The organism is Paraburkholderia polaris, assembly GCF_012927345.1.
In the GTDB taxonomy this organism is placed as follows: domain Bacteria; phylum Pseudomonadota; class Gammaproteobacteria; order Burkholderiales; family Burkholderiaceae; genus Paraburkholderia; species Paraburkholderia polaris.
This window is the reverse complement of the sequence record NZ_JABBGJ010000012.1, coordinates 12,816-36,188: the sequence shown is the minus strand read 5'-3', so window position 1 is coordinate 36,188 and position 23,373 is coordinate 12,816. Positions and strand designations below refer to the sequence as shown.

General features: G+C 60.7%; 21 protein-coding genes and 2 pseudogenes. 2 read left to right on the top strand and 21 right to left on the bottom strand.

All coding sequences use genetic code 11. The features are described 5' to 3' along the window. Positions 1-4 precede the first annotated feature (4 nt). The 5 genes from HHL24_RS12875 to HHL24_RS12855 all read right to left on the bottom strand — a co-directional run bounded on the left by HHL24_RS12875 (position 5) and on the right by HHL24_RS12855 (position 5,928). Positions 5-1,585 (bottom strand): DHA2 family efflux MFS transporter permease subunit, encoded by a 1,581-nt coding sequence (locus HHL24_RS12875; protein ID WP_169485844.1) that lies wholly within the window; start codon positions 1,583-1,585, stop codon positions 5-7. Between the two features lie 7 nt (positions 1,586-1,592). Beyond that, positions 1,593-2,693: an HlyD family secretion protein gene (locus HHL24_RS12870; RefSeq protein ID WP_206002842.1), complete on the bottom strand. Its 1,101-nt coding sequence runs from the start codon at positions 2,691-2,693 to the stop codon at positions 1,593-1,595. Positions 2,694-2,781: 88 nt separating this feature from the next. Further along, entirely contained in the window at positions 2,782-3,204 is a 423-nt protein-coding gene (locus HHL24_RS12865) for a MarR family winged helix-turn-helix transcriptional regulator (RefSeq protein ID WP_169485843.1), read from the bottom strand. An 81-nt stretch (positions 3,205-3,285) separates the two neighbouring features. After that, positions 3,286-3,708, bottom strand: a complete 423-nt coding sequence (locus HHL24_RS12860; RefSeq protein ID WP_169485842.1) for a MarR family winged helix-turn-helix transcriptional regulator — start codon at positions 3,706-3,708, stop codon at positions 3,286-3,288. Positions 3,709-4,173: 465 nt separating this feature from the next. Then, positions 4,174-5,928 carry a ShlB/FhaC/HecB family hemolysin secretion/activation protein gene (locus HHL24_RS12855; RefSeq protein WP_169485841.1) on the bottom strand — a complete coding sequence of 585 codons (1,755 nt, stop codon included), beginning with the start codon at positions 5,926-5,928 and terminating at the stop codon, positions 4,174-4,176. Positions 5,929-6,415: 487 nt separating this feature from the next. Here HHL24_RS12855 and HHL24_RS12850 point away from each other — a divergent pair, with 487 nt between their 5' ends. Both HHL24_RS12850 and HHL24_RS12845 read left to right on the top strand, forming a co-directional pair. Next, positions 6,416-6,751: a helix-turn-helix domain-containing protein gene (locus HHL24_RS12850; protein WP_169485840.1), complete on the top strand. Its 336-nt coding sequence runs from the start codon at positions 6,416-6,418 to the stop codon at positions 6,749-6,751. A 118-nt stretch (positions 6,752-6,869) separates the two neighbouring features. After that, the gene (locus HHL24_RS12845) at positions 6,870-7,232 is read left to right on the top strand and encodes a SymE family type I addiction module toxin (protein ID WP_169485839.1); all 363 of its coding nucleotides are present in this window, start codon (positions 6,870-6,872) and stop codon (positions 7,230-7,232) included. A 353-nt stretch (positions 7,233-7,585) separates the two neighbouring features. Here HHL24_RS12845 and HHL24_RS12840 read toward each other — a convergent pair whose 3' ends face one another. From HHL24_RS12840 to HHL24_RS12775, 16 genes and pseudogenes are all read right to left on the bottom strand, one after another. Continuing rightward, positions 7,586-8,218, bottom strand: a complete 633-nt coding sequence (locus tag HHL24_RS12840; protein WP_169485838.1) for a hypothetical protein — start codon at positions 8,216-8,218, stop codon at positions 7,586-7,588. Continuing rightward, positions 8,218-8,487, bottom strand: a complete 270-nt coding sequence (locus HHL24_RS12835; protein WP_169485818.1) for a hypothetical protein — start codon at positions 8,485-8,487, stop codon at positions 8,218-8,220. The genes HHL24_RS12840 and HHL24_RS12835 overlap by 1 nt, the downstream gene beginning before the upstream one ends. A gap of 5 nt (positions 8,488-8,492) precedes the next feature. Then, entirely contained in the window at positions 8,493-8,996 is a 504-nt protein-coding gene (locus HHL24_RS12830; RefSeq protein ID WP_169485837.1) for a hypothetical protein, read from the bottom strand. After that, the gene (locus HHL24_RS12825) at positions 8,993-9,265 is read right to left on the bottom strand and encodes a hypothetical protein (protein WP_169485836.1); all 273 of its coding nucleotides are present in this window, start codon (positions 9,263-9,265) and stop codon (positions 8,993-8,995) included. Before HHL24_RS12825 ends, HHL24_RS12830 begins: the two co-directional genes overlap by 4 nt. Further along, entirely contained in the window at positions 9,262-9,597 is a 336-nt protein-coding gene (locus HHL24_RS12820) for a hypothetical protein (RefSeq protein WP_169485835.1), read from the bottom strand. The genes HHL24_RS12825 and HHL24_RS12820 overlap by 4 nt, the downstream gene beginning before the upstream one ends. 71 nt (positions 9,598-9,668) lie before the next feature. Beyond that, complete coding sequence (locus tag HHL24_RS43940; RefSeq protein ID WP_230417445.1) at positions 9,669-9,920, bottom strand: hypothetical protein; 252 nt, start codon at positions 9,918-9,920, stop codon at positions 9,669-9,671. Between the two features lie 45 nt (positions 9,921-9,965). Further along, positions 9,966-10,235: pseudogene (locus tag HHL24_RS44770) on the bottom strand (hemagglutinin repeat-containing protein); the annotation flags it as partial. Further along, a pseudogene (locus HHL24_RS12815) lies at positions 10,207-11,433 on the bottom strand (two-partner secretion domain-containing protein); the annotation flags it as partial. The pseudogenes HHL24_RS12815 and HHL24_RS44770, both read right to left, overlap by 29 nt. 309 nt (positions 11,434-11,742) lie before the next feature. Beyond that, positions 11,743-12,825: a formimidoylglutamase gene (locus HHL24_RS12810; protein ID WP_169485834.1), complete on the bottom strand. Its 1,083-nt coding sequence runs from the start codon at positions 12,823-12,825 to the stop codon at positions 11,743-11,745. Beyond that, positions 12,822-13,598 carry an amino acid ABC transporter ATP-binding protein gene (locus HHL24_RS12805; protein ID WP_169485833.1) on the bottom strand — a complete coding sequence of 259 codons (777 nt, stop codon included), beginning with the start codon at positions 13,596-13,598 and terminating at the stop codon, positions 12,822-12,824. The genes HHL24_RS12810 and HHL24_RS12805 overlap by 4 nt, the downstream gene beginning before the upstream one ends. Continuing rightward, a complete protein-coding gene (locus HHL24_RS12800) occupies positions 13,595-14,263 on the bottom strand; it encodes an amino acid ABC transporter permease (protein WP_169485832.1) in 669 nt (222 codons plus the stop codon). Before HHL24_RS12800 ends, HHL24_RS12805 begins: the two co-directional genes overlap by 4 nt. A gap of 17 nt (positions 14,264-14,280) precedes the next feature. After that, the gene (locus tag HHL24_RS12795) at positions 14,281-15,036 is read right to left on the bottom strand and encodes a transporter substrate-binding domain-containing protein (RefSeq protein ID WP_169485831.1); all 756 of its coding nucleotides are present in this window, start codon (positions 15,034-15,036) and stop codon (positions 14,281-14,283) included. 82 nt (positions 15,037-15,118) lie between these two features. Beyond that, positions 15,119-15,868: an IclR family transcriptional regulator gene (locus HHL24_RS12790; RefSeq protein ID WP_169485830.1), complete on the bottom strand. Its 750-nt coding sequence runs from the start codon at positions 15,866-15,868 to the stop codon at positions 15,119-15,121. A 213-nt stretch (positions 15,869-16,081) separates the two neighbouring features. Continuing rightward, positions 16,082-16,972, bottom strand: a complete 891-nt coding sequence (locus HHL24_RS12785) for a transglutaminase family protein (RefSeq protein ID WP_169485829.1) — start codon at positions 16,970-16,972, stop codon at positions 16,082-16,084. Further along, positions 16,969-19,647, bottom strand: coding sequence for a circularly permuted type 2 ATP-grasp protein (locus HHL24_RS12780; protein ID WP_169485828.1), 2,679 nt, complete (start codon positions 19,645-19,647; stop codon positions 16,969-16,971). Before HHL24_RS12780 ends, HHL24_RS12785 begins: the two co-directional genes overlap by 4 nt. Positions 19,648-19,694: 47 nt before the next feature. Next, positions 19,695-23,177 (bottom strand): transglutaminase family protein, encoded by a 3,483-nt coding sequence (locus HHL24_RS12775; RefSeq protein ID WP_169485827.1) that lies wholly within the window; start codon positions 23,175-23,177, stop codon positions 19,695-19,697. Positions 23,178-23,373 lie beyond the last annotated feature (196 nt).

Here is a 23,373-nt window from a genome sequence, read left to right as displayed (position 1 = left end):
TTCCTCAATGAGCATCGGGCGGCGGTGCGGTGTTGCCAAAGGGGCGCGAGAACAGCACGCTCAGCAAACCGACGACAAAACAGAGCGACAACGCAAAAAACGTGTCGGAGAACGTGAGTACGAGTGCTTCGCGCATCAGCAGCGCATGCAACTCGCCGAGGCCTGCGTTGGCCGCATTCAGCGCGTCGCCGCCGACAGCCGCGAAGTGCGCGCTTTGCTGCTGCAAAATCGATTCGACCACCGGGCGCCCCGCGCTCAAGTGTTCATCGAGCCGCTCGTAATGGAGATTCAACCGATCGTTGAGCATCGTGCTGCTCACTGCAATGCCAATAGCACCGCCCAGATTGCGCATCAGATTGAACAGGCCGCTTGCCGAGCGCAGCCGCGAAGGCGGCAAGGAGCCGAGCGCCATCGTGACAATAGGCGGAATGCAGAACTGCTGGCCGATGCCGCGCAACGCCTGCGGTATCAGCAGTTCCTTCCAGCCCCACTCACTGGTCAACGGCACATAGAGATAGCACCCGACACCGAACAGAATGAGTCCGAACACCATCAACCAGCGCATATCGATGAAACGAGCCAGCGTCGAATATGCCACCAGCGCGAGCAACTGGAAACAGCCGACCGACAGCAGCGCCAAGCCGATCTGCAACGAATCGAAGCCCCGTACGCGCGACAGAAACACCGGCGTCAAAAACACCGTGCAGAAAATGCCGATCCCGGTGATGAAAGACAACAAACTGCCGATGCCGAAGTTGCGAACCGCCAACGCGCGCAAATCGACAATCGGTTCTTTCGCGGTAAACGCATGTACAAGGAACAGGAAACCACATATCGCCGACACCCATGTACACAGAACGATCACGTCGTCGCCGAACCAGTTCTTGCGCGGGCCTTCTTCCAGCACATATTCGAGGCAGCCGAGAAAGCCGGACATCAGCAGGATGCCGAGGTAGTCGCCTTTTTTCAGCAAGGAAAGATCGACCTCGTCGATATGGACGTATTTCGGCACCAACAGCGTGACGGCGACTCCAGGCACGAGGTTCAGATAAAACAGCCAATGCCAGGACCATTGCGCCGTGATCCAGCCACCTATCACCGGACCGATGGTCGGCGCGAGCGTGGCCAGCGCACCGATGGTGGTGGACGCAATCAGCCGTTGTTTGCCGGGGAACAGCACAAATGCCGTGGTGAAAACGGTCGGAATCATCGCCGCGCCGAGCGCACCCTGCAGACCGCGAAACAGGATCATCGAGTTGATGTCCCATGCGAGGCCGCACAGCATGCTGGTGATCGTGAAACCGAGTGCGGAAAACGCGAACAGCCAGCGCGTGGAAAACACTCGCGTGAGCCAGCCCGACATCGGAATGACGAGAATTTCGGCGATCAGATAGGACGTCTGAACCCACGAGAGTTCGTCCTGGCTCGCAGACAAACCACCGCCGATGTCTTTGAGCGAGGACGCAACGATCTGGATATCGAGCGTCGCCATGAAAAAGCCGAGACACATCAGGGCGAACGCGAGGAACTTGGTGCGCGTCGGCTGGTCGGCGGGATTGGCGAAATGGGCGGGAGCTTGAGCCATGATCGGTTTATCCCTGGGCCGGCGCATTGCCAGCGCCGACATGTACCTTCACCGTCGCCGAGAGCCCGGGTCGCAGCACGCCCTGCATGTCCTTCGGCACCTCGAGACGCACACGCACCGGCACGCGCTGCACGATCTTCGTGAAGTTGCCGGTGGCGTTCTCCGCCGGCAGCACACTGAAGGTCGCGCCGGTCGCGGGCGCAAGACTCTCAACCACGCCGTGAATCCGTTTGCTCGACGCGTCGAGATCGACGTCGACACCGTCGCCAACCTGCATCTTCTTCAACTGGTCTTCCTTGAAGTTGGCGTCGATCCACAGTCCGCTCGACGGCACCACGGTCAGCAGCGAAACACCGGTGTTCGCCAGCAGGCCGACGCGCGCGGTGCGATTGCCGACGTAACCGTCGATCGGCGAGCGGATCGTGGTGTACTCCACATTCAAGGCCGCGACCCGTTGCGCCGCCTGCGCGGTGGCGATGCGCGCCTCGGCGTCGCCGATCTGGGCGTCGAGCACGGCGATCTGCCGTTGCGCCGCGATCAAAGCCGCGCTGCTGCGATCGACCGCGGCATGCGCCTTGGTCAGATCGGCGTCCGCGCGTTCCACGACCTGGCTCGATACCGCATCGTCCTTCACCAGTTCGCGATAACGCGTCTGATCGGCGGCGCTGCGCGTCAACTCGGCGCCGGACGCGCGGACCTCGGCGGCCTGCTCGTTGATGGTGGCCAACTGCAAGGACTTCTTCGCCTGCAACTCGGTGACGGCGGCCTGTGCGCTCTCAACTTCCGCGCTGGCCTGCGCGAGACGAGCGTCGTAATCGCGCGCATCAAGCCGGATCAACACCTGATTCGCATGCACGAACTGGTTGTCGCGCACCAACACATCAGTGACGAAGCCGTTCACCTTCGGCGACATCACCGTCACATCGCCGCCGACGTAGGCATCGTCCGTCGTTTCGACAAAGCGGCCGACGAAGAACCAGTACGACGCGGCAAGCGCCAGCACAGCGAGCACCGTGATGATCGCGAGCAGCATCCACGGAATGCGCCGTGCCGGTTTGGCGGCGTTTGCCACGCTGGGCGGTGCAATAGTCGAGGGTGTAGTGGACATGATGTTCGTATGTGCGTATGCACTCGTTAAGCTAAAAAAACGGCGCGTTGTATTGCGCCGGGCTTGGCCCGCTCCGCGCGGGCCTGATTCAAATGGGATTGCTTGTGATGGCAAACAACTCGGAACGCAATGCCGCCGCGCGCTGCTCGCCGAAGCGATCCTCGAATTCGCCTTGCGCCGCATACCAATGCTTGCGCCCTGCTTGCAAACGCTCTTCGCCGGCTGCCGTCAGTCCAATCGACAATGCCCGCGCGTCCGTCCCGAGTGTCTCGCTCGAGATCAGTCCGTTGCGCCGCAGCGGCTGGATCGTGCGGACCAGCGTGGTGCGCTGCATGCGCATCGCTTCGGCCATTTGCCTCATGGTCATCGGACCGGTGCGCTTCAGGCGCCCCATCACCGAAAACTGCGTGATGGTAAGGCCGACATTTCCAAGGTGGCGATCGTAAAGCTGCGACACATAGCGTGCGGCCTGGCGGATCGCAAAGCAGTCGTCGTCGAAGAGCCCATCCATCGCTGCGCTTCCTTTTTCGTAAGTGCGTATGCACACAATTAAACGTACTAAGACTCGTCGGAACGAGCTCATACGCTTTGTCTACCCGGTGATGCTGAAGAGCTCGGAGCGCAGCGCCTTGGCCCGTGCGTGGCCGAACTTTTCCTCGAACTCGTCCTGCGCCGCTCGCCATGCGATGGCCGCCTGATCGAAGGTGGTTTCGCCCTTCTCCGTGAGACTGAACAGAAACGTGCGGCCGTCATGCTCCGCCGATTCGGCGACCACGAGCCCGTCACGCTGCAACGGCTTCATGGCGCGGACCAGCGTGGTGCGCTCCATGACCATGGAGTCCGCCAGGTCGACCATTGGCAGGTTCGGCGTGCGCGCGAGCTTGGCGAGAATCGTGAACTGCGCAGCCGTCAGCCCTACCTGGCCGAGATGGCGCTCGTAGATTTGCGTGACGTGCCGCGCCGCCTGGCGCAGCGCGAAACAGTTGCATTCGTCGTAGGAGAGAGGACGGGTCATGTTCGGTAGTGTATGTGTGCATACGCACATAGTCAAGTCCATTCTCGCCTAGCAGAGTTGCGGCGAAACTTCTTTCCGACGTCGCACAGGCAGAACCGGAAGCAAAAGAAGCGGACACAGAAACAGCGCCGGACAAAGCTGCGACGTGCAACCGGGAACGCATGAGGACTGCCGCGGCTGCACGCGCGCAAGCCGATGCGCGGCAGACGGCGGTGCAGCACTAACAAGAAGTAGCAGCCGCCACGCTGCAATGAAGAAGGCGCGATCAATCGCGGCGTCAGATTGCCGACAAAGTACCCTCAAGCTTGGGCATGCACCAGGCTTTGGCGTTTAAGGGCCATTACACAAGAGGACGCACCGCAATCCGAACTGCCGGTGACAGGAATGTCTGGTTCACGCCTGCTAGATTCCGGTAGTAGGTGTTCGTGTTATGGGCGCGGCACAATCCGTTGCTCCGCCGCGCGCTTAGAACTGCGCGGTCATCTGAAAGCCGACCGTCACGCGGGCGGTCGGAAAGCCTGCGGGTTTGTAGATGGGCGTCCCCGCGAACAGGTCATACGAGAACCCGGCGTACTTCGCCGGAACACTGCCCCGAATGCCGATCACCGCACCCGCGAGTTGTGTCCCCGCCAGATACGCCGTGTTCGGGCCGAACACGCGCCCGTAGTCGATCCCAGCGTATAGCGTCTGTCCCGTCTGGAAGGCCGGCCATTGCAGTTCATTGCGCCAGTAAAAGCCTTTCTCCGCGGCGAGCATCGTTTCACCTTCGAAGCCGCGCACCGTGTAGCGACTGCCGATGGTCAGGTCGTCCAGGTAGAACAGCGTGTCGTTGGTGAACTGCACGTGAACGGTCGTCACGTATCGGAAGGTCTGTTGCGCGATGGCAAACGGCACCGACAAGTTCGCGTCGAGCACGGCCATGTGGTAGCGGTACGTGGGGCCGACTGGATTCGGGTCAGCCGTCGCGCCGAGGCCGCCGATGCCCTGGCGATACGCGAGCGTGCCGTCAAACTGCGATGTGCCAAAGTAATGACGATCGGTCAAACCGGCTTCGATGAATGTGTTGTTGCGCCTCTGCTGCGGTATGTCCGTGTCGTCAATGAAGCTCTCGCCGAAGCGCTTCGAAAGCTGGAACTCCACGCCGAACACGTCGCTCTGGCTGCGGCTCAGTACGCGCGCGAGCCTGAGCGCTGCTGTCTGCGAGTTGCCACTGGACACGAACGTCTGGTTCACGCCCGCGATCTGCTGGTAATAGGTGTTCGTGTTGCCCGATAGTGTCGCGGTCCAGTAACCCCAGGGCACTGAATAGGAACCGTTGAACCCGTGCGAGCCGAGCGACTTGTTGCCGAAAGACAGGTCCTGATTTGCGCCGACTGTGAACACGTCGTTCAGGCCGAGCGGGTTGTCGATGCCGAGGCTCACGTTGCCCTGCCATTTGCCGGTCGCGTCCGTCCCGGAGTTATCCACGGATGCAACGAAGGTCCAAGGCTTCGAGCGCTTCACTGATATGACGACGTCGCTTTCACCGGGTGTGTCGGTCGGCTCGATCTTCATGTCCACGTCCTGCGACGCGACACGCTTCATCTGTTCGAGACCCTGCTCAAGGTCACGCAGGTCCAGCAGGTCGCCGTCTCGGGCCGGGAATGCGGATTTCCATGTGCCGCGTGTGTCGGGATCGGCGAAGCGGATTTGGTGCACAACGCCGGGAACGAGAGCGAATGCGAGCGTGCCTTTCGATAGGTCCTGCTCGGGCAGCAGGACGCGCGTCGTTACATAGCCACGCGAAAGAATCGCCTGCTGCAGACCCTTCGTCAGCGTGTCGATACCGGCCTGGCCGATGCACTGGCCCCTGTAGTGGTCGAGCCATTCGCGTGCGAATGCGAACGGGTCCTGTGATAGGGCCGAGGCTCCCCTGCTGCGCAAGGTATCGGGCAGCTTCGTGGGGACATCGAGCGCGAACGCACCGATATGGAAGCACGGCGTTTCGACCGGCAGCAGCGGGAAACCTTCGAATGTCGGAAGGGTCGAGCGCACTGCGGGCGCTTGCACGATTGCGTCGCGTTGCTGTGCATCGCGTTGCCGCTGGATCTGCTGGTTCTGCTCCGCGTTGGCACGCGCGGCTGCCGCTTCGTCGGCAGGCGTCGGCGCATGCTGCGCGTTAGACGCGAGCGATACCAAGGCTGTGAGCGGCAGCACCGCCAGCCTTTTTCTGACTTTCATCGTTACTCACTCCAAACCGGTGCTTTACTCGACTCGCTTTAGCTGAATCTGATAATCAGGCTCCCCATTTCGCTTCTGACGAGTTTGAGTGTCGAGATGCCGCTGTTACACACCTATTGTTCTGCGCGGCCCAAAGCACAAGTTTGCCAGTGGGGTACTCGGCTCTTGTCAAAGTTTGTCGCAAAGGTGAGGCCTATCCTCCCATCGAGCTTGTGCGCGGTTGCCTGGTTATCCATATCATCTGCACGCTCACTTTGATCTTGTCGGCGCGTCACCTTACGTCTCGCGAATAGCCGCACCATTTACGATTTCCGTCTTGATTGGCAGCGCCCGCTTACCTAACGCAAGGCGTTATCCGTTCGTTTGTCAAAAAACTTCAATGCCCTTCCTAGGCCGCATCTTGCCGCCTTATAATGTTTTTTCCGCAAGCGTCCGAGGATCGTTGGGCAATATGCTCATGGCATCCGCAATACTTTGATTCATGCTCATGAACTTCCCCACATTTCTTTTTAAGGTGCGCAAATCACGTGGCTTTACCCAGCAAGAATTGGCCGAAGCCGCAACGGTACACGTCAATCAAGTCCGTCGATATGAAGCAGGGTCTGCGCAGCCGACTTTAGAAGCCTTGACACGTCTGGCGCAGACACTCCATGTCAGTCTGGATGAACTGGTGTTTGGCGATAACGAGCGCGGTCCGTCCGACGACTTGCGTCTGCAGTTCGAGGCGGTTAGCCAAATGCCCGATGAAGACCGCCATATCGTCAGGGCGCTGCTCGATGGAATGATTTTGAGGCACCGCGCCAGGCAGATCATTAGCGGCTAGCAAAGGTTGCTATAAACGTAGAAACAGTAGGAGAAGTGATGTAAACGAAGCGCGGGCGATGAGTGCTACCAACACTCACCGCCCGCTGACCACCACCAACTCACCAAAGGAGTTGACTATGGCTAATGCCAATCATAAACCACGGCGCGCCTGTGCCGGACAAACCACGCGCATTTCCGTTGCGCTTGAGGAAACGCCTTACACAGACAGTCAGCAGGAGAAACGTATAGGCGTTGCCTTTCCGTGGATGCGGGTCACCGATGCGTTGCTCGAACAAGCGGGCTTCCTGCCTGGACAGCATGTTATGTTCAGCGTCGATCACCGGTTCGGCCACATCACCATCACCCCGGATTATGACTACAGAGTCGCCAGCAGGTACATGACTGAGTCAGAAACTGAGGCCATGCTGCAACGACGCGGCAAACGCAACTGCACAACCCACAAACAACAAACCCGGCAGGCGCCGGGTTTGTTGCTTTAACGGAAGAAGATGTTTTTGAGTATCACGTACGCTATGAAACCCATAATGGCCGTGAAGGCAAGCATCCCCACTATCTTCTGGCCTCTTGTTTTAGGCGTTGAGCCAGAAATGCCAACCATAGTTACCACCCCATTCTTGTCTTGCCTTGGTCACGGCTGTACCCACCGCCGGTGCCGCCAATACTCGTCGCTGCCCACTGGATATTCTGCCCAGCACTTCACCGCAAGCCATGCCGCCGTCGTCAATTTGTCCTGTTCGGCCTGGTCGCCGTTCGCCTGCTTCGCTATTGCGCTCTTTTCACCCGGATGTAGTTGTCGGTTGTAGCGAACAGGAAGCGACGGTAGAGATAACGGTTACTCTACTGCCGGTTTGTTCGCACTACCGTTGTTGACGCGAACCAGTTCGAAGTCTGCCGATCCGCCATTTTTATAGGCTAGGAAGAGGTGATATTCACCGGGTTTTATTTCAAACGGCTTCTCTTTGAAGATGAGATTGTTTGACTTCGATACCATTGGGAAGCTGTCGAAGATAAGGAACGGCTCATTGGACATCATGCCCGTTAGCCCACACCTCACGTAAGTGCCATTACTACCTTCGGGCTTCTTGCGCGTGTTCGAGGTTTCGCACACGCGTGGCGTGATTGTGTCGAACTGTTTGCCGTCTTTCCTGTATAGACGAAACAGCGGGAGATTATTTCCGGCAGCATCACCACGGATGACTGATACCGTCGATACATTCCAGTTTCGGCCTTTGGCACTCGCCACTTGATAGGTTCCATAAAATTGCTCCAAGCTTTCCGCTGCCTGACCTTTTAGTCCCTGATTTTCATCTGCAAGATCCGGGGCAAGTACGGAGCACGCACCAACAAGTGGGAAGAGAAGCGCAGCAAGGTATCGGATTTTCATGGGTTCTTTTCTCAAAGTAAATATTTCTAGCAGTTGTTGAAATAATCTGTACTTCCCGGCCACAACCGGCATCCTTGCCATCAAGACTGGTCCTGCTCGTTGTCCCTCGCTTCGTAGCTTTTTCGGGCTTTCTTGTAGCTGTTGTCAAACGGTTTGATCCCGAGCGTATGCGCCCGCGATGCGTAGGACCCCAACGCCATTAGTACGAGGCCACAAAGCAAGAGCCCAAACCACAGCCAGGACGATTCCATAAATTTCGTGGGCAGCACGATCAAGAGTGCGCCGACCACAAAGAAGGCGGTGCGGAGCCAGCGCGAGAAATTCCCATCTTCGATTAATCTAATTTTCATCACTCTCACTTATTGACCAGACTGTTGATTTTGGAGTTGATCGACTTTTCGAAGTCACCGACCGTCTTCGAATCTGGCAGCATATTTCCCGCTTGCGCAATTGCCGGACCAATCAGCGGATATCTGTCGCCAGCGTAGTAGCCTGCTAAGCCAATAAGTGTGCCTTCGGTAAGGTATTGCCCGATGTTCGGTGCGAGCGCTTGCTGTAGACCACCAAACGCAAACGACGCTGCGCCAGTCGCGAACGAGAACGTAGCAGCCGGCCCCGAGATATAAGGCTTGTCGGCTGTGTATGAAGCAATCGCCGCCGCTGTGGCACTGGCGACTCCAAGCTGCGCTGACGCCGTCCCAGCCGCGTCAGCAAGTTGCTGCTGCGTTGGCATCTGCGCCGATCCGTTTGTCACACCACAATTGCCCTTCGGACAGATAGTACCCGCCGTGTTCATCGCAATGCCTGACGATCCAGTCGTCGGTTGGACCGGCGACGGCGTGTATGTCGTTCTACTCATTTCACTTCATCCTGTTTATCGTCTTCGGTCTTGTAGCTCTCGCGTGCCTTCTTGTAGCTGTTATCGAAGGGTTTGATATTTAGCAATTTGGCCCGACTGGTCATTCCACCGACAAGCACTGACAAAAAGCCGACTAACAAGAAAACTCTCGCCCAAAGGACCGGGAGTTCAAATTCAAGTGCGATAAAGGCAAGTTCTATTCCAATAACGATTAGCGTCAAGCGAAGCCATGAAGCTAGGTTGCCGTTGTCGATGAATCTGATCTTCATTTTTTCCCCTTGGAAGTTTGCGGCCCGAAAATGCCATCTATCTTTTCTTGCACGTTCGTAGCCACGCCACTACCGCTTACTTGATTCACCAACTCATTCACGGCAGGGGTCAACACGGGCGATGCCGCTGATATGTAGTTCGATGCAATAGACGTAGAACCATTAAAAAGGTACTGCCCGGTATTCGGCTTAGCCAATTGCCCAACCGCATCTGCGGCGATTCCTATGATTGTTCCGCCGTATGCAATACCCTCACAGACTACTGAGCAAGGTGTTATCGACGCACCCGCTGCCGCAAGTGACGATACACGTCCGGCGTTAGTCGAAACCATCCCCGCTCCATCTGCCGTTGTGTTACGCATAAAGTCCGCGTCGCTCTTGTCGAACTTGGTAAACGGTCCCGTTAGCTGAGTTCGATCTTCCCTTCCGGCTTCTTGCCGTCGGCAAGCTCGCCCAACGCCGTCCTGGCCGCACCGTAGGAATCGTACGCGCCACTCGCTGCTGCCATGCCATGGAGCGTTGCCGCGCGATCATCCTGGCTGTGGCTCGCCGCATGTGCCTGGTTTACGGTGTTGGACACCGCGTCAATCACCGGGGCCTTGATCGCAAGGGTAAAGCCGCTCTGTTTGACCTCGTGCGTCTCGTCGTGGTGCATCGTATCGACGGCAGAATCAATCGTGACATTCGCCCCGGTGCCCGTGACATTCTGTGCGGCGACCAGATCACTACCCGTTACATGCAGGTCCTTGCCTGCGGTGATGTTCAGACTGCCATCGAGCGACCCGACCGTGCTGCCGGTGTTCGTTACCTGCGTGGTACTGGCCGTGTCGGTCTGCGTCTTGCTGCCCACCGAAATGCCGATCCCCCCGCCCGTGCCGAGGCCAGACTCGTGTTTCTGGTAGTAGCTCGATGTGCTCTGCGTCTCCTGCGAGGTCGCGATGTTCTCCGGTCTGTGCCAGGCTGCCGTCACTGTTCACGCCTGCGCCAAGCGTGCCCGTCGATGCGATGCTGGCAGCATTGACCGTCGTGTTGTGCTGCGCCGCGAGCACGCCGCTGTTCGCAAGCGCGCCCGACGTGCCCACCGTGACGTTCTGCTGCGCGTAGGTCGTCCCGCTGCTATCGATGCCGTCACGCGCGGACAGGTCGAGGTTTCCACTCGCATTGGTCTGTCCGGCGAGCACCAGCTTGCCCTGCGTGGTCAGCGTCAGGTCGCCTGACTGCGCGGCCAGCACACCTTTGGTGGAGACACCTACACCGTTCTCCGTGCCAACCAGAACGATACGGTTCGCATACATGCCACCGAGCTGGCTTACGTCGATGGAGACCCCGGGCGCCGGACCGTCACCTGCAATGGGCGTCGCATTGAGCGAGTCGTGATTGATGCTGTTCGCACCCGCCACGACATTCAGGTTCTTCGCATAGATCGCGGCGTTCGCCTGTACCGCACGTGAGAGCAGGTCAACCTGATCGGTATCGCCCGCATTCAGCCCCGCACCCTGGATGCTGATGTTGCCACCCGTCACGTTGAAGCCCGAGAGCGAGCCATCCGGTGCGAAGTTCGGCGTGCCCGTCGTCAGGATCGCGCGTGAGGTGTTGATGAAGCCGCCACCGTTCACGCTGATGCCCGAACCGTTCGCAATCACTACCTCGGCCCGCTGGCCCGCGACTTCAAGATGGCCGTTGATCTGGCTTGCCGCGCTGCTGTTGACCTGGTTGACGATGACTCGCGCAGACTGACCGGGGCCGAAGTTCGGGTTGCCGTTAATCATGCCCGCCTGCTGGGTCTGCACGATCGTCGGCGAGTTGTTCAGTATGGCGCCTTTGTTCTGCACATCGAACTGGCCGTACGTGTTCATCGAGACGCCAGCGCCGGATGGCCGGTTGATGTTCACTTGCGGCAAACCGTTCTGTGTCTGGACGACAGACGGCGCATGCGCGCCACCCGGAACAATCTGTGCGCGTGACCATGAGGGGAACGCACCGACTAGCGCAAGTGCGGCGAACGCGATCTGCCGCAGTGCGAATAGCGCTGGGTGGCTGGCCGAATTATCGCCGTTGCAAACCGTGGTCTGGCCGGTCTCCTTTCCCGTTGCCGCAGCGGTTTCCTCGACGGCAATCAGCATTCCTCTCAGTCGGCTGTAAACCAGCCTGTGCGTCTTCCGATTCATTCTTTTTGCTTTGATTACGGATAAAAAATAAGCCGCAAAAATATCGGAAAACGATTAAAGATTCGTCAATAGTTGTCATTGGATGCAACTATGCAACAATTTCTATCAAATAAGACTCGTCCTATCGAGTGCTTCAAGGATATAAAGTAGCCGAGGTAGGCGCAGAACCCGGCGCAGGACATGTCCAGGAAAACAAAGAACCGTACAACGTGAACGCGCAGCTGAAATAGAAAATGGCTCGCCGGAATAACCCGGCGAGCCATTTTTTTGTGCTGCCTGCGCGATGCAGTGCAGCGCGATCAGCAACACTCAGAGCAACCGATACGCCAGCCTCGCGGCCACCCTCGCCGTGCGCTTGTCCTGATCAAGCGACGGGTTGTACTCCGCAATATCCGCCGCGCGCAGCTTGCCCGATGCACGCACGCGCTGCACCATCGCTTCGACTACCGACAAGGGCACGCCCAACGCAGCAGGCGCCGACACACCCGGCGCGGTGGCGGCCGGGAGCACGTCGAGATCGATGGTCAAGTACACGTCGTCGGTTGAATCCAGCAACTGCTGGAGATCGTCCAGACGCTGCGGCAATTGCGATTCCTGCATGTCGATGTCGAGCAGGTAGCGCACGCCGAGCTCCTCTGCATGCGCGAACAGCGAAGCGGTGTTGCCCAGATCGCTGATACCAAAGCAGGTGTAGTTGAACGGCACACCTCGTTCGGCGCAATCGCTCGCGATCTGATCGAACGGCGTGCCCGAATTAGCGGGCCGCTTCTGGCGCAGATCGAAGTGGGCGTCGAAGTTGATGATGAGCAGCTTGCGGGTTGCAGTTGTCGACGTGACTGTCGAACTCGCACTTGCACCAACATCCGCTGCCGCAGCCGTTGAAGTTGCCGACGTGATCGCGGCACCCGCATCCATGCCCGCGGCCCCCACCACGCGATCCTGATGCAAGCGCAAACCGCTATACGTCCCCCACGCAACCTCATGACCGCCGCCAAACACCAATGGCCGGCCGCCGCTCGCGAGCACATCGCTCACCACGCTCGCGAGTTCCGCCTGCGCGCCTTCGAGGTCGCCGTCGTCGCACACGACATCGCCCGCATCGGCAAATACCGCCATCGACGTTTTCGCCGGCAGACCGGCCAGCGCTCGACGCAGCTCTTTCGGCGCATGTGCCGCGCCGATACGCCCTTGATTGCGCCGCACGCCTTCGTCGGAACCAAAGCCGATGATCACCGGCGCGTCGCTTTCAGAGCACGGCGCGCCACGAACACCATCCTCAGGCTGCAGCGCGCCGCCGAACGGCACTACCTGATTGAAAACACGCCGGGTATCGCCGGGTTCACCATCGTCAGAACGGCCGCTCCACACCTTGTCATCGAATGGAACTCTCATGCGCGCGACAACACCGCCTGCAGGAAGGCCCGCGTGCGCGGCTGCGACGGTGCCGAGAAAATCTCGGCTGGCGGTCCGGCCTCGACGATCACGCCGCCGTCCATCACCACCACCACGTCGGCGACTTCCTTCGCGAAACCCATTTCGTGCGTGACGACGACCATCGTCATGCCCTCGCTCGCGAGCAGTTTCATCACTTGCAGCACTTCGCCGACCAGTTCGGGATCGAGCGCAGAAGTGGGCTCGTCGAACAACATCACGCGCGGTTGCATCGCCAACGCGCGAGCAATGGCAACGCGTTGCTTCTGACCGCCCGACAAACTCGCCGGCATCCCATGCGCCTTATGGGCGAGCCCGACTTTTTCCAGCAACGCGATGGCCGCCGCTTCGGCTTCGGCCTTACTGGCGCCGCGCAACATCCGCGGACCGACCGTGATGTTATGCAGCACCGACAGATGCGGAAACAGATTAAACGACTGAAACACCATGCCCACTTCAGTGCGCAGCGCATTCAGCGAGCGCTCCTTGAGCATCGCCCCCTGATCCACCAACCGATGCCCGCAGATATCGATCGTGCCGCCTTCAGCCTGTTCAAGCCCGTTGCAGCAACGCAGGAAAGTACTTTTCCCGGAGCCGCTCGGTCCGATCACGACCACCACCTGCTGTGGCTGGATATCGAAGTCGATACCGTTAAGCACGGTATGCGAACCGAACGATTTGGTCAGCCCACGAATGCTGACGATAGGTTCATCCACTTTGGCTACGGTATTCATTGCACCATCCCTCCTGCACGCAAGTGGCGCTCCACACGATGCAGCGCGTAATTGGTCACCTGCGTCAACACCAGATACACCAGCGCGATAGCCAGATACACTTCCAGCGAACGGTACGACACGCTGATAATCTTCTGACCTTCGTGCATCAGATCATCGATCGTCAGCAACGACACCAGCGCCGAGTTCTTGATCAACGCGATGAACTCGTTGCCAAGCGGCGGGATCATCCGCACGATCGCCTGCGGCAGAATGATCGCGCGCATCGCCTGACCCGACGACATGCCGATCGAACGCGCCGCTTCCATCTGCCCGCGATCCACCGATTGAATCGCCCCGCGCACGATCTCCGATACGTAGGCCGCGGAATACAGGCCGAGCCCAAGCATCCCGCACACGAAAGCCGGCAACAGAATGCCGAATTGCGGCAACCCGAAGAACAGCAGGAAAAGTTGCACGAGCAACGGCGTGCCGCGGAAGAACGTGAGGTACGCGGTACACAAGCCATACACGATGCGCCGCTTCGGCGTGAGCCGGCCGATACCGATCAGCAAGCCCAGCACGCAACTCAGCGCGAGCGACGCGGCGGTCACTTCGACCGTCACCAACGCGCCATGCATGATGTCCGGAAAACCGGCAATCACCGGTGAAAAATCGAGTTCCATTGTCTCTGCTCAGCCAGTTATTGCGCGGTGGCGCCGAACCACTTCTTGACGATCGCCGCGTACGTGCCGTCCGCCTTGATCTTCGCCAGCGCTGTGTTGAATGCGGCCTTCAGTTGCGGTTCGTCCTTGCGCACAGCGATGCCGTAGGCTTCGGTCGTCAGCGGCTTCTCGAGCACGTGGAAGCCGCCGCGCGTCTTCGCAAACTGATAGGCAGCGGGCTTACCGGTCACCGCGGCATCGGCGCGGCCGATACCCACCAGGTCGAACATTTCCTGATTCTTCTCGACTTCGACGCGGTTGATTTGCGGGAAGTTGTCACGCAGGAAATTGACCGACTTCGTGCCCACCTGGACCGAGACTTTCTTGCCGTTCAGGTCGGCCACGGATTTGATCGGCGAACCGTCTTTCACCAGTACGACGAGGCCGCCCGCGTAATACGAGTCGGTGAAGTCGATCACTTTCGCGCGTTCGTCCGTGATATAGATGCCGGAAATCGCCGCGTCAAAACGATGCGCGATCAAGCCCGGCACCAAGCCTTTGAAGTCGATATCGGTCCATTGCACGCGTTTGCCCATGGCTTTCGCGAGCGCATTCATCATGTCGACGTCGAAGCCGGCGCGTGCGCCGTTTTCGGTGAATTCCATCGGCGGGAAAGTCGCGTCGGTGGCCACGTTCAGCACATCCGGCGTTTGTGCGGACGCCGCACCGGAAAAGCCGGCAAACGTCACCGCAAACGTGACACATGCGAGGGACAACAGTCGATTCAGTTTCATGGGAGGGCTCCTTGTGATTCGTTCAGTTCGTTCAGTTCGTTCAGTATCCAGATCGAATGCGGCCGCGAGCGGCCTTGCCCGATCAATCGGTTTGCATATGCTCGGAAATAGCGCGGGCCGTGCGTAGCGTCCCGTCGATGAATTGGCTTTCGCGGCCGATGGCGCGCGTGGACGGCGCCATCAGCGTGATCGACGCGCTGCTCCCGGCGCCGCGCACGCTACGATGAAAGATCGGGGCGCTCACACCCCACACGCCCGGATCGACTTCGCTGTCGCTGACGGCATAGCCCTGAGCGCGAATCTGTTCGAGTTCGGCTTCGATCGCGGCACGGCCGACCGGGTCGTTGTCGAACACGCTATCGAGCACTTCGGTGCGCGCCTTGTCGGCCATGAATGCCAGCAGCGATTTCGCCGAAGCACCGGCTTTCAGCGGCACGGCGCGCCCTTTTTCGAACGAGCAGCGCAATGAGTGCTGGCTGTCGACCATTTCCAGGCACATCACCTGATGCTTGACCGCAACCACCAGCCCGATGCTTTCCTGCGACGCGCGCGCCAGTTGCTGCATTTCACTGCGACTCGCTTCGACGAGCAGCGAATTCACGTCGAAACCAAGCGCAAGTTGCAGACTGATCGGACCCGGTGCGTAATGGCCGGCATTTTCCGCGACGAAACCCCAACGCTTGAGCAAGGCGATCTGCCGGTACAAGGTGCTTTGCGCGAGACCGGTGACGGCGAGCAGGTCCTTGACCGACATGGCCTTGCCATGACTGGCGAGTGCCGCCAGCACCAGCAGCACCCGTTCAGCCCCTGTCACACTCTGTTCCGCGTTCACGATGAAAACTACCCACAATGAATAACGGAATCAGAATGCCAGAACATTCTCGGATTTCAAAAAATGGATTCCCGGCGAATGGGAATGAATGGAGAGGGTTTTCCCCAAAAGCGGGATAAAAGGCGTGCCGCGGCAGACGCTTGGTACGTCGAGCGAATTCGTCTAACCAGAAAGCGGCTTGTTGAAGGGGGTAAAACGGGAAAATCGGCGGGGTTAAAGCGCGAGCACCGTCACACCCACTTCCACCCGATGCGCCCCGCCCCCCAGAATCATCCCGCGCAGCAAGGACACGTCGCTGTAATCACGGCCGATCGCGAGCGTCACGTGGTCCATATCCGCGAGCACGTCATTGGTGGGGTCGAGATCGATCCAGCCACTCTGCGGGCAATAGACGGACACCCACGCATGCGATGCATCAGCACCGATCAAACGTGGCTGCCCAGGCGGCGGATCGTTGCGCAGATAACCGCTCACGTAGCGCGCCGGCAACCCCAGCGAGCGCAAACAGCCGATCATCACCTGCGCGAAGTCCTGGCAGACCCCGCTCTTCAATTCGAAAGCGCGCTCGGCGGGCGTGTCGAACATCGTCGCCGAAGGTTTGTAGGCGAAGTCTTCGTGAATCCGGTGCATCAGATCGATCGCCCCCGCCACGATCGGCATGCCGGGAGGAAAGCTCGGCAACGCATAAGCGCGCAGCGAGGGCCGCGGCACGATGTTCGGCGACGCAAAGCAGAATTCCACCTCGGGCCGGAACTCGCCGCCGACCCAAAAACGCAACGCATCCGCCACGTCTTCCCATTCAGGCGTCTCATCGGGGTCGAGGTCGGTCCAGCGCGGCATGAGCGCCACCGTGGTTTCACTAACGAGTTGCAAGCGCTCGTGCGGTGCGTCCAACGCGAAATACAGCACGTCGTTGCCGAATGCATCCATCCGGCTAGTCTGATACGACGGCTCCGGTTCGATCTTTTCGCTGTGCGAGACCACACGCTGCCACGCACAGGCGATCGGCCGGATCGTCGCGAGATGCTGGGCGGTCTCCACATACGTGGAGTAGTGGTACGTCGTGCGATGTGAGACGGACAACACGGTCGGCGCGTTCTTCATGACCACACCTGCGATGCCACCGTACTGGCATGACTGAAATAGCGCGCGCTGATCTCATGCGCCGCCGCGCCGACATAGCCGCCGATCTGATCGCACACCGCAATCAGGTCGGCGTATGAATCATTTTCGTCGACTGCGCACAGCGATTCGAGCGTCGGTAACGAAGCGGCAGGCGGCATCAATTCCGCAAACGGACGATGCCGCATGCTGCCCGCAGCCACGGCAATCTCGTCGAGCTTTTTGCGCAGGCGCTCATAGACACCGTAGATGCCGCGCGGATTAGTCGGCTCGATCACCAGCAGGTCGAGCAAAGCCGGCACTTCGAAACGGCCCGGATACAGCGAGCGATACGTCAGCGTGCTGTCGAACAGTTGCAGCAGCAGATCGAACCCGGCCGGTGTCGCGAGTTGGCCGTTATCAGCGACCACGCGCAGGAGGGACGTCATCGCCGACACGCGTTCGATATGCCGTCCGACGAATAGCAGGCGCCACGCTTCGTCGCGTGTCATACGGTCGCCTTGCGCGCCGCTGATCGCCGACAACTGTACCGACAAGCGTTCGAGCGCGTTCATCAGCGTCACGCGGTCATAACGGTCGTAGCGCTCACTGCGCTCAGCGCGGCCGCGACCATTCGCGCTGCCCTGCGATGAACCATTACCGCCGCTACCACCGTTGCCATTGCCGTTGCCGTTCAAACCCGCGGCCGGCATCAAGGTCTGTAATGCATCGCGGAAATCGTTGCGCGCCGCGAGAATCGTACGCCAGTGATCGTTCGACAAGCGCCCGCGCACTTCGCCGTTTGAACGCGCCTGGCAATTGAGGTTTTGACCGATGCTCGCAGCGCCGGTGTTCTCGCCCAGATTCGCGACCAGCGCGCGCTCGAATGCCTGCGGCGAGTGCGGCGAGAACATATCGCCGGATTGCACGAGACCGCAATGCATGGCGAGCTCGACCAGCGTCGGGAACATCGCGTCGGCGTCGTTGCCTTCCAGCGAGCCGAGAATCAGGCGCAATAGACGCACATTGTTTTCGGCGCGCTCGCCATAACGTCCGGCCCAGAACAGATTTTCGGCCGCGCGACTCGAGACGGTGCGATGCTTGCGCGCGAGGTCGGCGGGTTGCATCGGCGAAGGCAGCAGCGTGAAGGTCGACGTCGGCTGACTCGACAGCACCCATGTGTCGACGCTACTGCCGCCGTACTGCATCGACACAGTTGCCTGGCGCTCGGCGGCCATCCGCGTGAAGCCGCCTGGCATCACATGCCAGCCCCCGTTGAAGTCGGCAATCGCATAGACGCGCAGCACCGACGGACGGCGGCCAATGGTGCCGTCCTCGTAACGCGGCGTGCAGGAAAAGCGCTGCGGCTGCTGGATCGTATAGGCGTCGGGCATCGCTTCGATGCGTTCACGCCACGTCGAAAGCCGCTGCCTGCCGTGTTCGATCCCGGGCGGCGCATCGCGTGGCGCGACTGGCCACGTCGGCACAATGAACGCCTCATCCAGACGCGCGAACGCGTGCGTGCGCGCCGCCTTTTCGCCGCACCACCAGGTCGCCACGCTCGGCAGCACGAGGTCTTCGTCAAGCAAAACCTCGGCGATGCCCGGCAGAAAGCCATGCAGCGCCGGCGATTCGACAAAGCCCGAACCCGGCACATTCGACACGATCACATTGCCCGCGCGCATCACCTGCAACAGGCCCGGCACGCCGATGCTCGAATCCGCGCGCAGTTCGACCGGATCGCAGAAAGCATCGTCCAGACGCCGCAACACGACGTGCACACGTTCGAGGCCGGCGAGCGTTTTCAAATACAGCATGTCGTCACGCACCGTCAGGTCCTTGCCTTCGACCAGCGTGACGCCGAGATACCGCGCCAGAAACACGTGCTCGAAGTAAGTCTCGCTAAAGGGTCCGGGCGTGAGCAACGCGATATGCGGCGAACCATCGGCCCCCGAACTGTCGTGTTCCATCGTGACCTGCGCGGCCTGCGCGAGCGTCGCGATCAATTGCGAATAGGTCGGTGCGAGGCGGCTCACATGCATCGTGCGGAACGGATCGGCGAACAGTGTCGACACGATCAACCGGTTTTCCAGCGCATAACCGAGGCCGGATGGCGCCTCGGTGCGATGCGCCATGACGGTCCATTGACCACCGGGCGTACGCGCCAGATCGACGGCAACCACCTGCAGATATTGCCCGCCAGGCGGCGTGAAGCCCTTCACGGAGCGCAGATAACCCGGATGCCCGAACACCAGCGCGGGCGGCAACTGCCCACGCTCGAGCAAGGTCTGCGGCCCATAAATATCGGCGACGATCGCATTGAGCAGATGCGCGCGCTGCGTCACGCCACGCTCGATATGCGCCCACTCGGCCTCGCTGATCAGGAACGGCAGCAGGTCGAGCGCCCACGGCCGCGGCTCGCCGTTATCCGCGTAGACGTTGTAACTGATGTCGTTATCGCGGATCTGCCGCGCGACCGAAGCGTAGTGATCCTCCAATCGCGCGATGCCGTCTTCGCCGAGCCGCTCGAAGAATTGCCGCCACGGTTCGCGCAACGCGCCTGAGGCGTCGCGTAACTCGTCCCAGTGTCCTTCGTAAGCCGGCAGCAGCCGCAATAAGGACGAAGCGTCCGCGCGGGCAGCGGACGTTTCGAAGGGAAAAGTCGATTGAAAGGCCAAGGTCGTGTCGTTCTTAAAGGTGTGCTGCCGGTTTTCAGTCTACCAGGTTACCAGTAGCGCAGGTCCAACGTGAACGGAAACTCGAGGCTGCGCTGCGGCCTCTCGACCGTGAGCGGCCCCGGCGTATGACCGATTGCCAGGAAGCGCGCGCGCCGCCGGCTTTCCGCCTCGTAGGCGTTGACCGGGAAGGTCTGATAGTTGCGCCCCCCCGGATGAGCGACATGATACTGGCATCCGCCGACCGAGCGGCCCGTCCATGTATCGACCAGGTCGAAGGTGAGCGGCGCATCCACGCCGATGGTCGGATGCAGCGCCGACGGTTGCGACCAGGCGCGAAAGCGCACGCCGGCCACATATTCGCTGACACGGCCCGTCGGTTGCAATGGCACCGGCACGCCGTTCACCGTCACCACATGACGGTTGTCGTTCAAACCGAGCGCGCGCACTTCGAGCCTTTCGACCGACGAATCCACGTAGCGCACCGTGCCACCCGGTGAGCCCTCCTCGCCCATCACGTGCCAGGGTTCGAGCGCGTTGCGGATGGTCAGCGAGACGCCGTTCACGGTGGTCGCGCCGACCAGCGGGAAGCGGAATTCGAAGTGCGGCGCGAACCAGCTGCTCTCGAAGGCGAAGCCTGCCTGATTGAGTTCGCCCAGCACGTCGTCGAAATCCATCTTCGCGAACGTGCCGAGCAGGAAGCGGTCATGCAGTTCCGTGCCCCAGCGCGTGAGCCGCTGCGTATACGGCGTGTGCCAGAAGCGCGCCACCAGCGCGCGCAGCAGCAACTGCTGCACGAGACTCATGCGCGCATGCGGCGGCATTTCGAAGCCGCGCAACTCGAGCAGACCGAGGCGGCCGGTCGGACCATCGGGCGAATAGAGTTTGTCGATGCAAAACTCGGCACGGTGCGTGTTGCCCGTCACATCGATCAGGATATTGCGCAACGAGCGGTCGATCATCCATGCCGGCAGATTCGCGCTGTCGCGGCCGCCGAGCAGATCGATCTGCCGCTGCAACTCGCGGAACGCCACCTCCAACTCATACACCTGGTCATTGCGTGCCTCGTCGACGCGCGGCGCCTGACTCGTCGGCCCGATAAAAAGTCCGGAAAACAGATACGACAGCGACGGATGGTTGTGCCAATAGGCGATCAGACTCGCGAGCAGATCGGGGCGGCGCAGGAACGGACTATCAGCAGGCGTCGCGCCGCCGAGCACGAAGTGATTGCCGCCGCCGGTCCCCGTATGCCGGCCGTCGGTCATGAACTTCTCGCTGCTCAGATAGCTCTCGGCTGCGGACTGATACAGGTACTCGGTGTTGTCGACCAGTTGCTCCCAGCTCGAAGCCGGATGAATGTTCACCTCGATCACACCCGGGTCCGGCGTCACCTGCAGGACCTTCAGGCGCGCATCGCGCGGCGGCGGATAGCCTTCGAGCACCACCTTCATCTGCAATTCGGCCGCCGTCGCTTCAACCGCCGCGAGCAGGTCGAGATAGTCGTCGAGTTCGGTGAGCGGCGGCATGAACACATGCAGCAGCGAGCGGCCGCTGCCGAACGCTTCGGTTTCTGCCTTCGGACCGGCGGCACGTTTCGGGTCGCGCGCTTCGACGCAAATCGCCGTGCGCAGTGTTTCCTTCGACGACTGCCCGCGCGCCGGCGCCTGGTCATCCCCCGGCTGAGGCGCAAAGGCCAGTACGCCGCTGCCCGCCATGCCGCTCAGCAAATCCGCCGCCGAGGACGACAACGCCGCCGCATGCCGCGCATCGGCGGCGCTCAAGGCGCGGCGGGACTCACCGTCGCCGTCGTATTGCATGCGCAATTGCGCGGCCGGGCGCAACGGCACGGGCGGCGCGAACGGATCGTGTGCGTGCTGATACGGATAGTCGGTCTTCGACACCCACGGCAGCGAATCGAGTGGCAAGCGATAACCCATCGGCGAGTCGCCGGGAATCAGGAACATGCGCTCGTCGCGGAAGAACCAGCGGCCGCTGACCCACTTCGGCGCCTCGTTCGGCACGTCGCGTTCGCGCGCGAGCGGCAAGACAAAACCAGTCGCGCCGCCCAACCCTGCATCGAACACGCGCCGCAACCGCACGCGCTCCAGTTCGTCGTCCAGACGCGCGTCGAGCGGATCGACGTTGACCGGCAGGCGGCGCTCGCGCCACAGGTAGTACCAGACGTCTTCGAAACCGGGCTGGATGCAGTCCTTGTCCAGCCCCAGCTTGCTCGTCAGATGAGAAAGGAAACGTTGCGCGTCGCCGGCTGTGTAGGTGCCCGGCTCGCGTTCATCGGCGAAGAGTTCCGGATCTTGCCAGCACGGCTCGCCATCGGCGCGCCAGTAGAGCGACATCGCCCAGCGCGGCAACTGTTCGCCCGGGTACCACTTGCCCTGGCCGATATGCAGAAAGCCATTCGCGCCGTAGCGCGAACGCAGCTTGTCCATCAGCGCGACCGCGTAGCCGCGTTTGGTGGGGCCGAGCGCGTCGGTGTTCCATTCGGCGGCGTCGCGATCGCGCACCGACACGAAGGTCGGCTCGCCGCCCATCGTCAGGCGCACGTCCATCTCGGTCAGGCGCTGGTCGACCTGCTCGCCCATTTTTAGCACGTCGTTCCACACCGCTTCGCTGAACGGCTTGGTGACGCGTGGCGTCTCCAGTACCCGTTCAATCGACATGGTGTGCTCGAACTCGACTTCGGATTCATCGACCGCGCCTGAGATCGGCGCCGCGCTGCCGGGTTCGGGCGTGCAGGCGACCGGGATATGCCCCTCCCCGGCGAGCAGGCCGGAGGTCGGATCGAGGCCGATCCAGCCCGCCCCCGGCAGGTACACCTCGCACCATGCGTGCAGATCGGTGAAGTCGACTTCGGTGCCGCTCGGGCCGTCGATGGATTTGACGTCGGGCGCGAGTTGCAGCAGGTAGCCGGAGACAAAGCGCGCCGCCAGCCCCAGCTGCCGGAGCGTCTCAACCAGCAGCCAACCCGAATCGCGGCACGAGCCCGCGGCGCTCACGAGCGTTTCCTCCGGCGTCTGCACGCCGGGCTCCATGCGGATCAGATAGCGGATCTCGCGTTGCAGCCGCTGATTCAGTGCGACGAGGAAGTCGGCGGTCACGGTCGGCGTGAGGTCGATACTCGCGACGAACTCCGCGAAGCGCGGCGTCATGGGCCGCTTGACGCGGTACGGCGCGAGTTCCAGTGCGAGGCTAGGCGCATACTCGAACGGAAACTGTTCCGCCGATGGTTCCAGAAAGAAGTCGAATGGGTTATAGACGGCCATCTCGGCGACCAGATCCACGGTCACCTTGAATTCGCGGGTCTTCTCGGGAAACACCAGACGCGCCTGATAGTTGGCGAACGCGTCCTGCTGCCAGTTGATGAAGTGTTCGGCCGGTTCGACCCGCATCGAATAAGACAGAATCGGGGTCCGGCAATGCGGCGCAGGCCTGAGACGCACGACCTGGGGCGACAGCGCAACCAGCCTGTCGTAGCGGTAATGTGTGACATGATTCAACGCGACGCGTATGGACACTCCGGACTCCTGGACAAAGGATGGCAACCCGCCAAAAAGCAAGCTTCATGCCGTTGATCGAAAAACCGCGCGAACTGCCTGTACCGCCCGGATTACTGCCCGCTGCGAAGTTTGCCGCGTCTGCCGACCGTCCGGTCGATCGATCAGTGCGCCTTTCCACCGCCTTTTCGGCTGCCGCGCACCAAAGCGGCGCAGC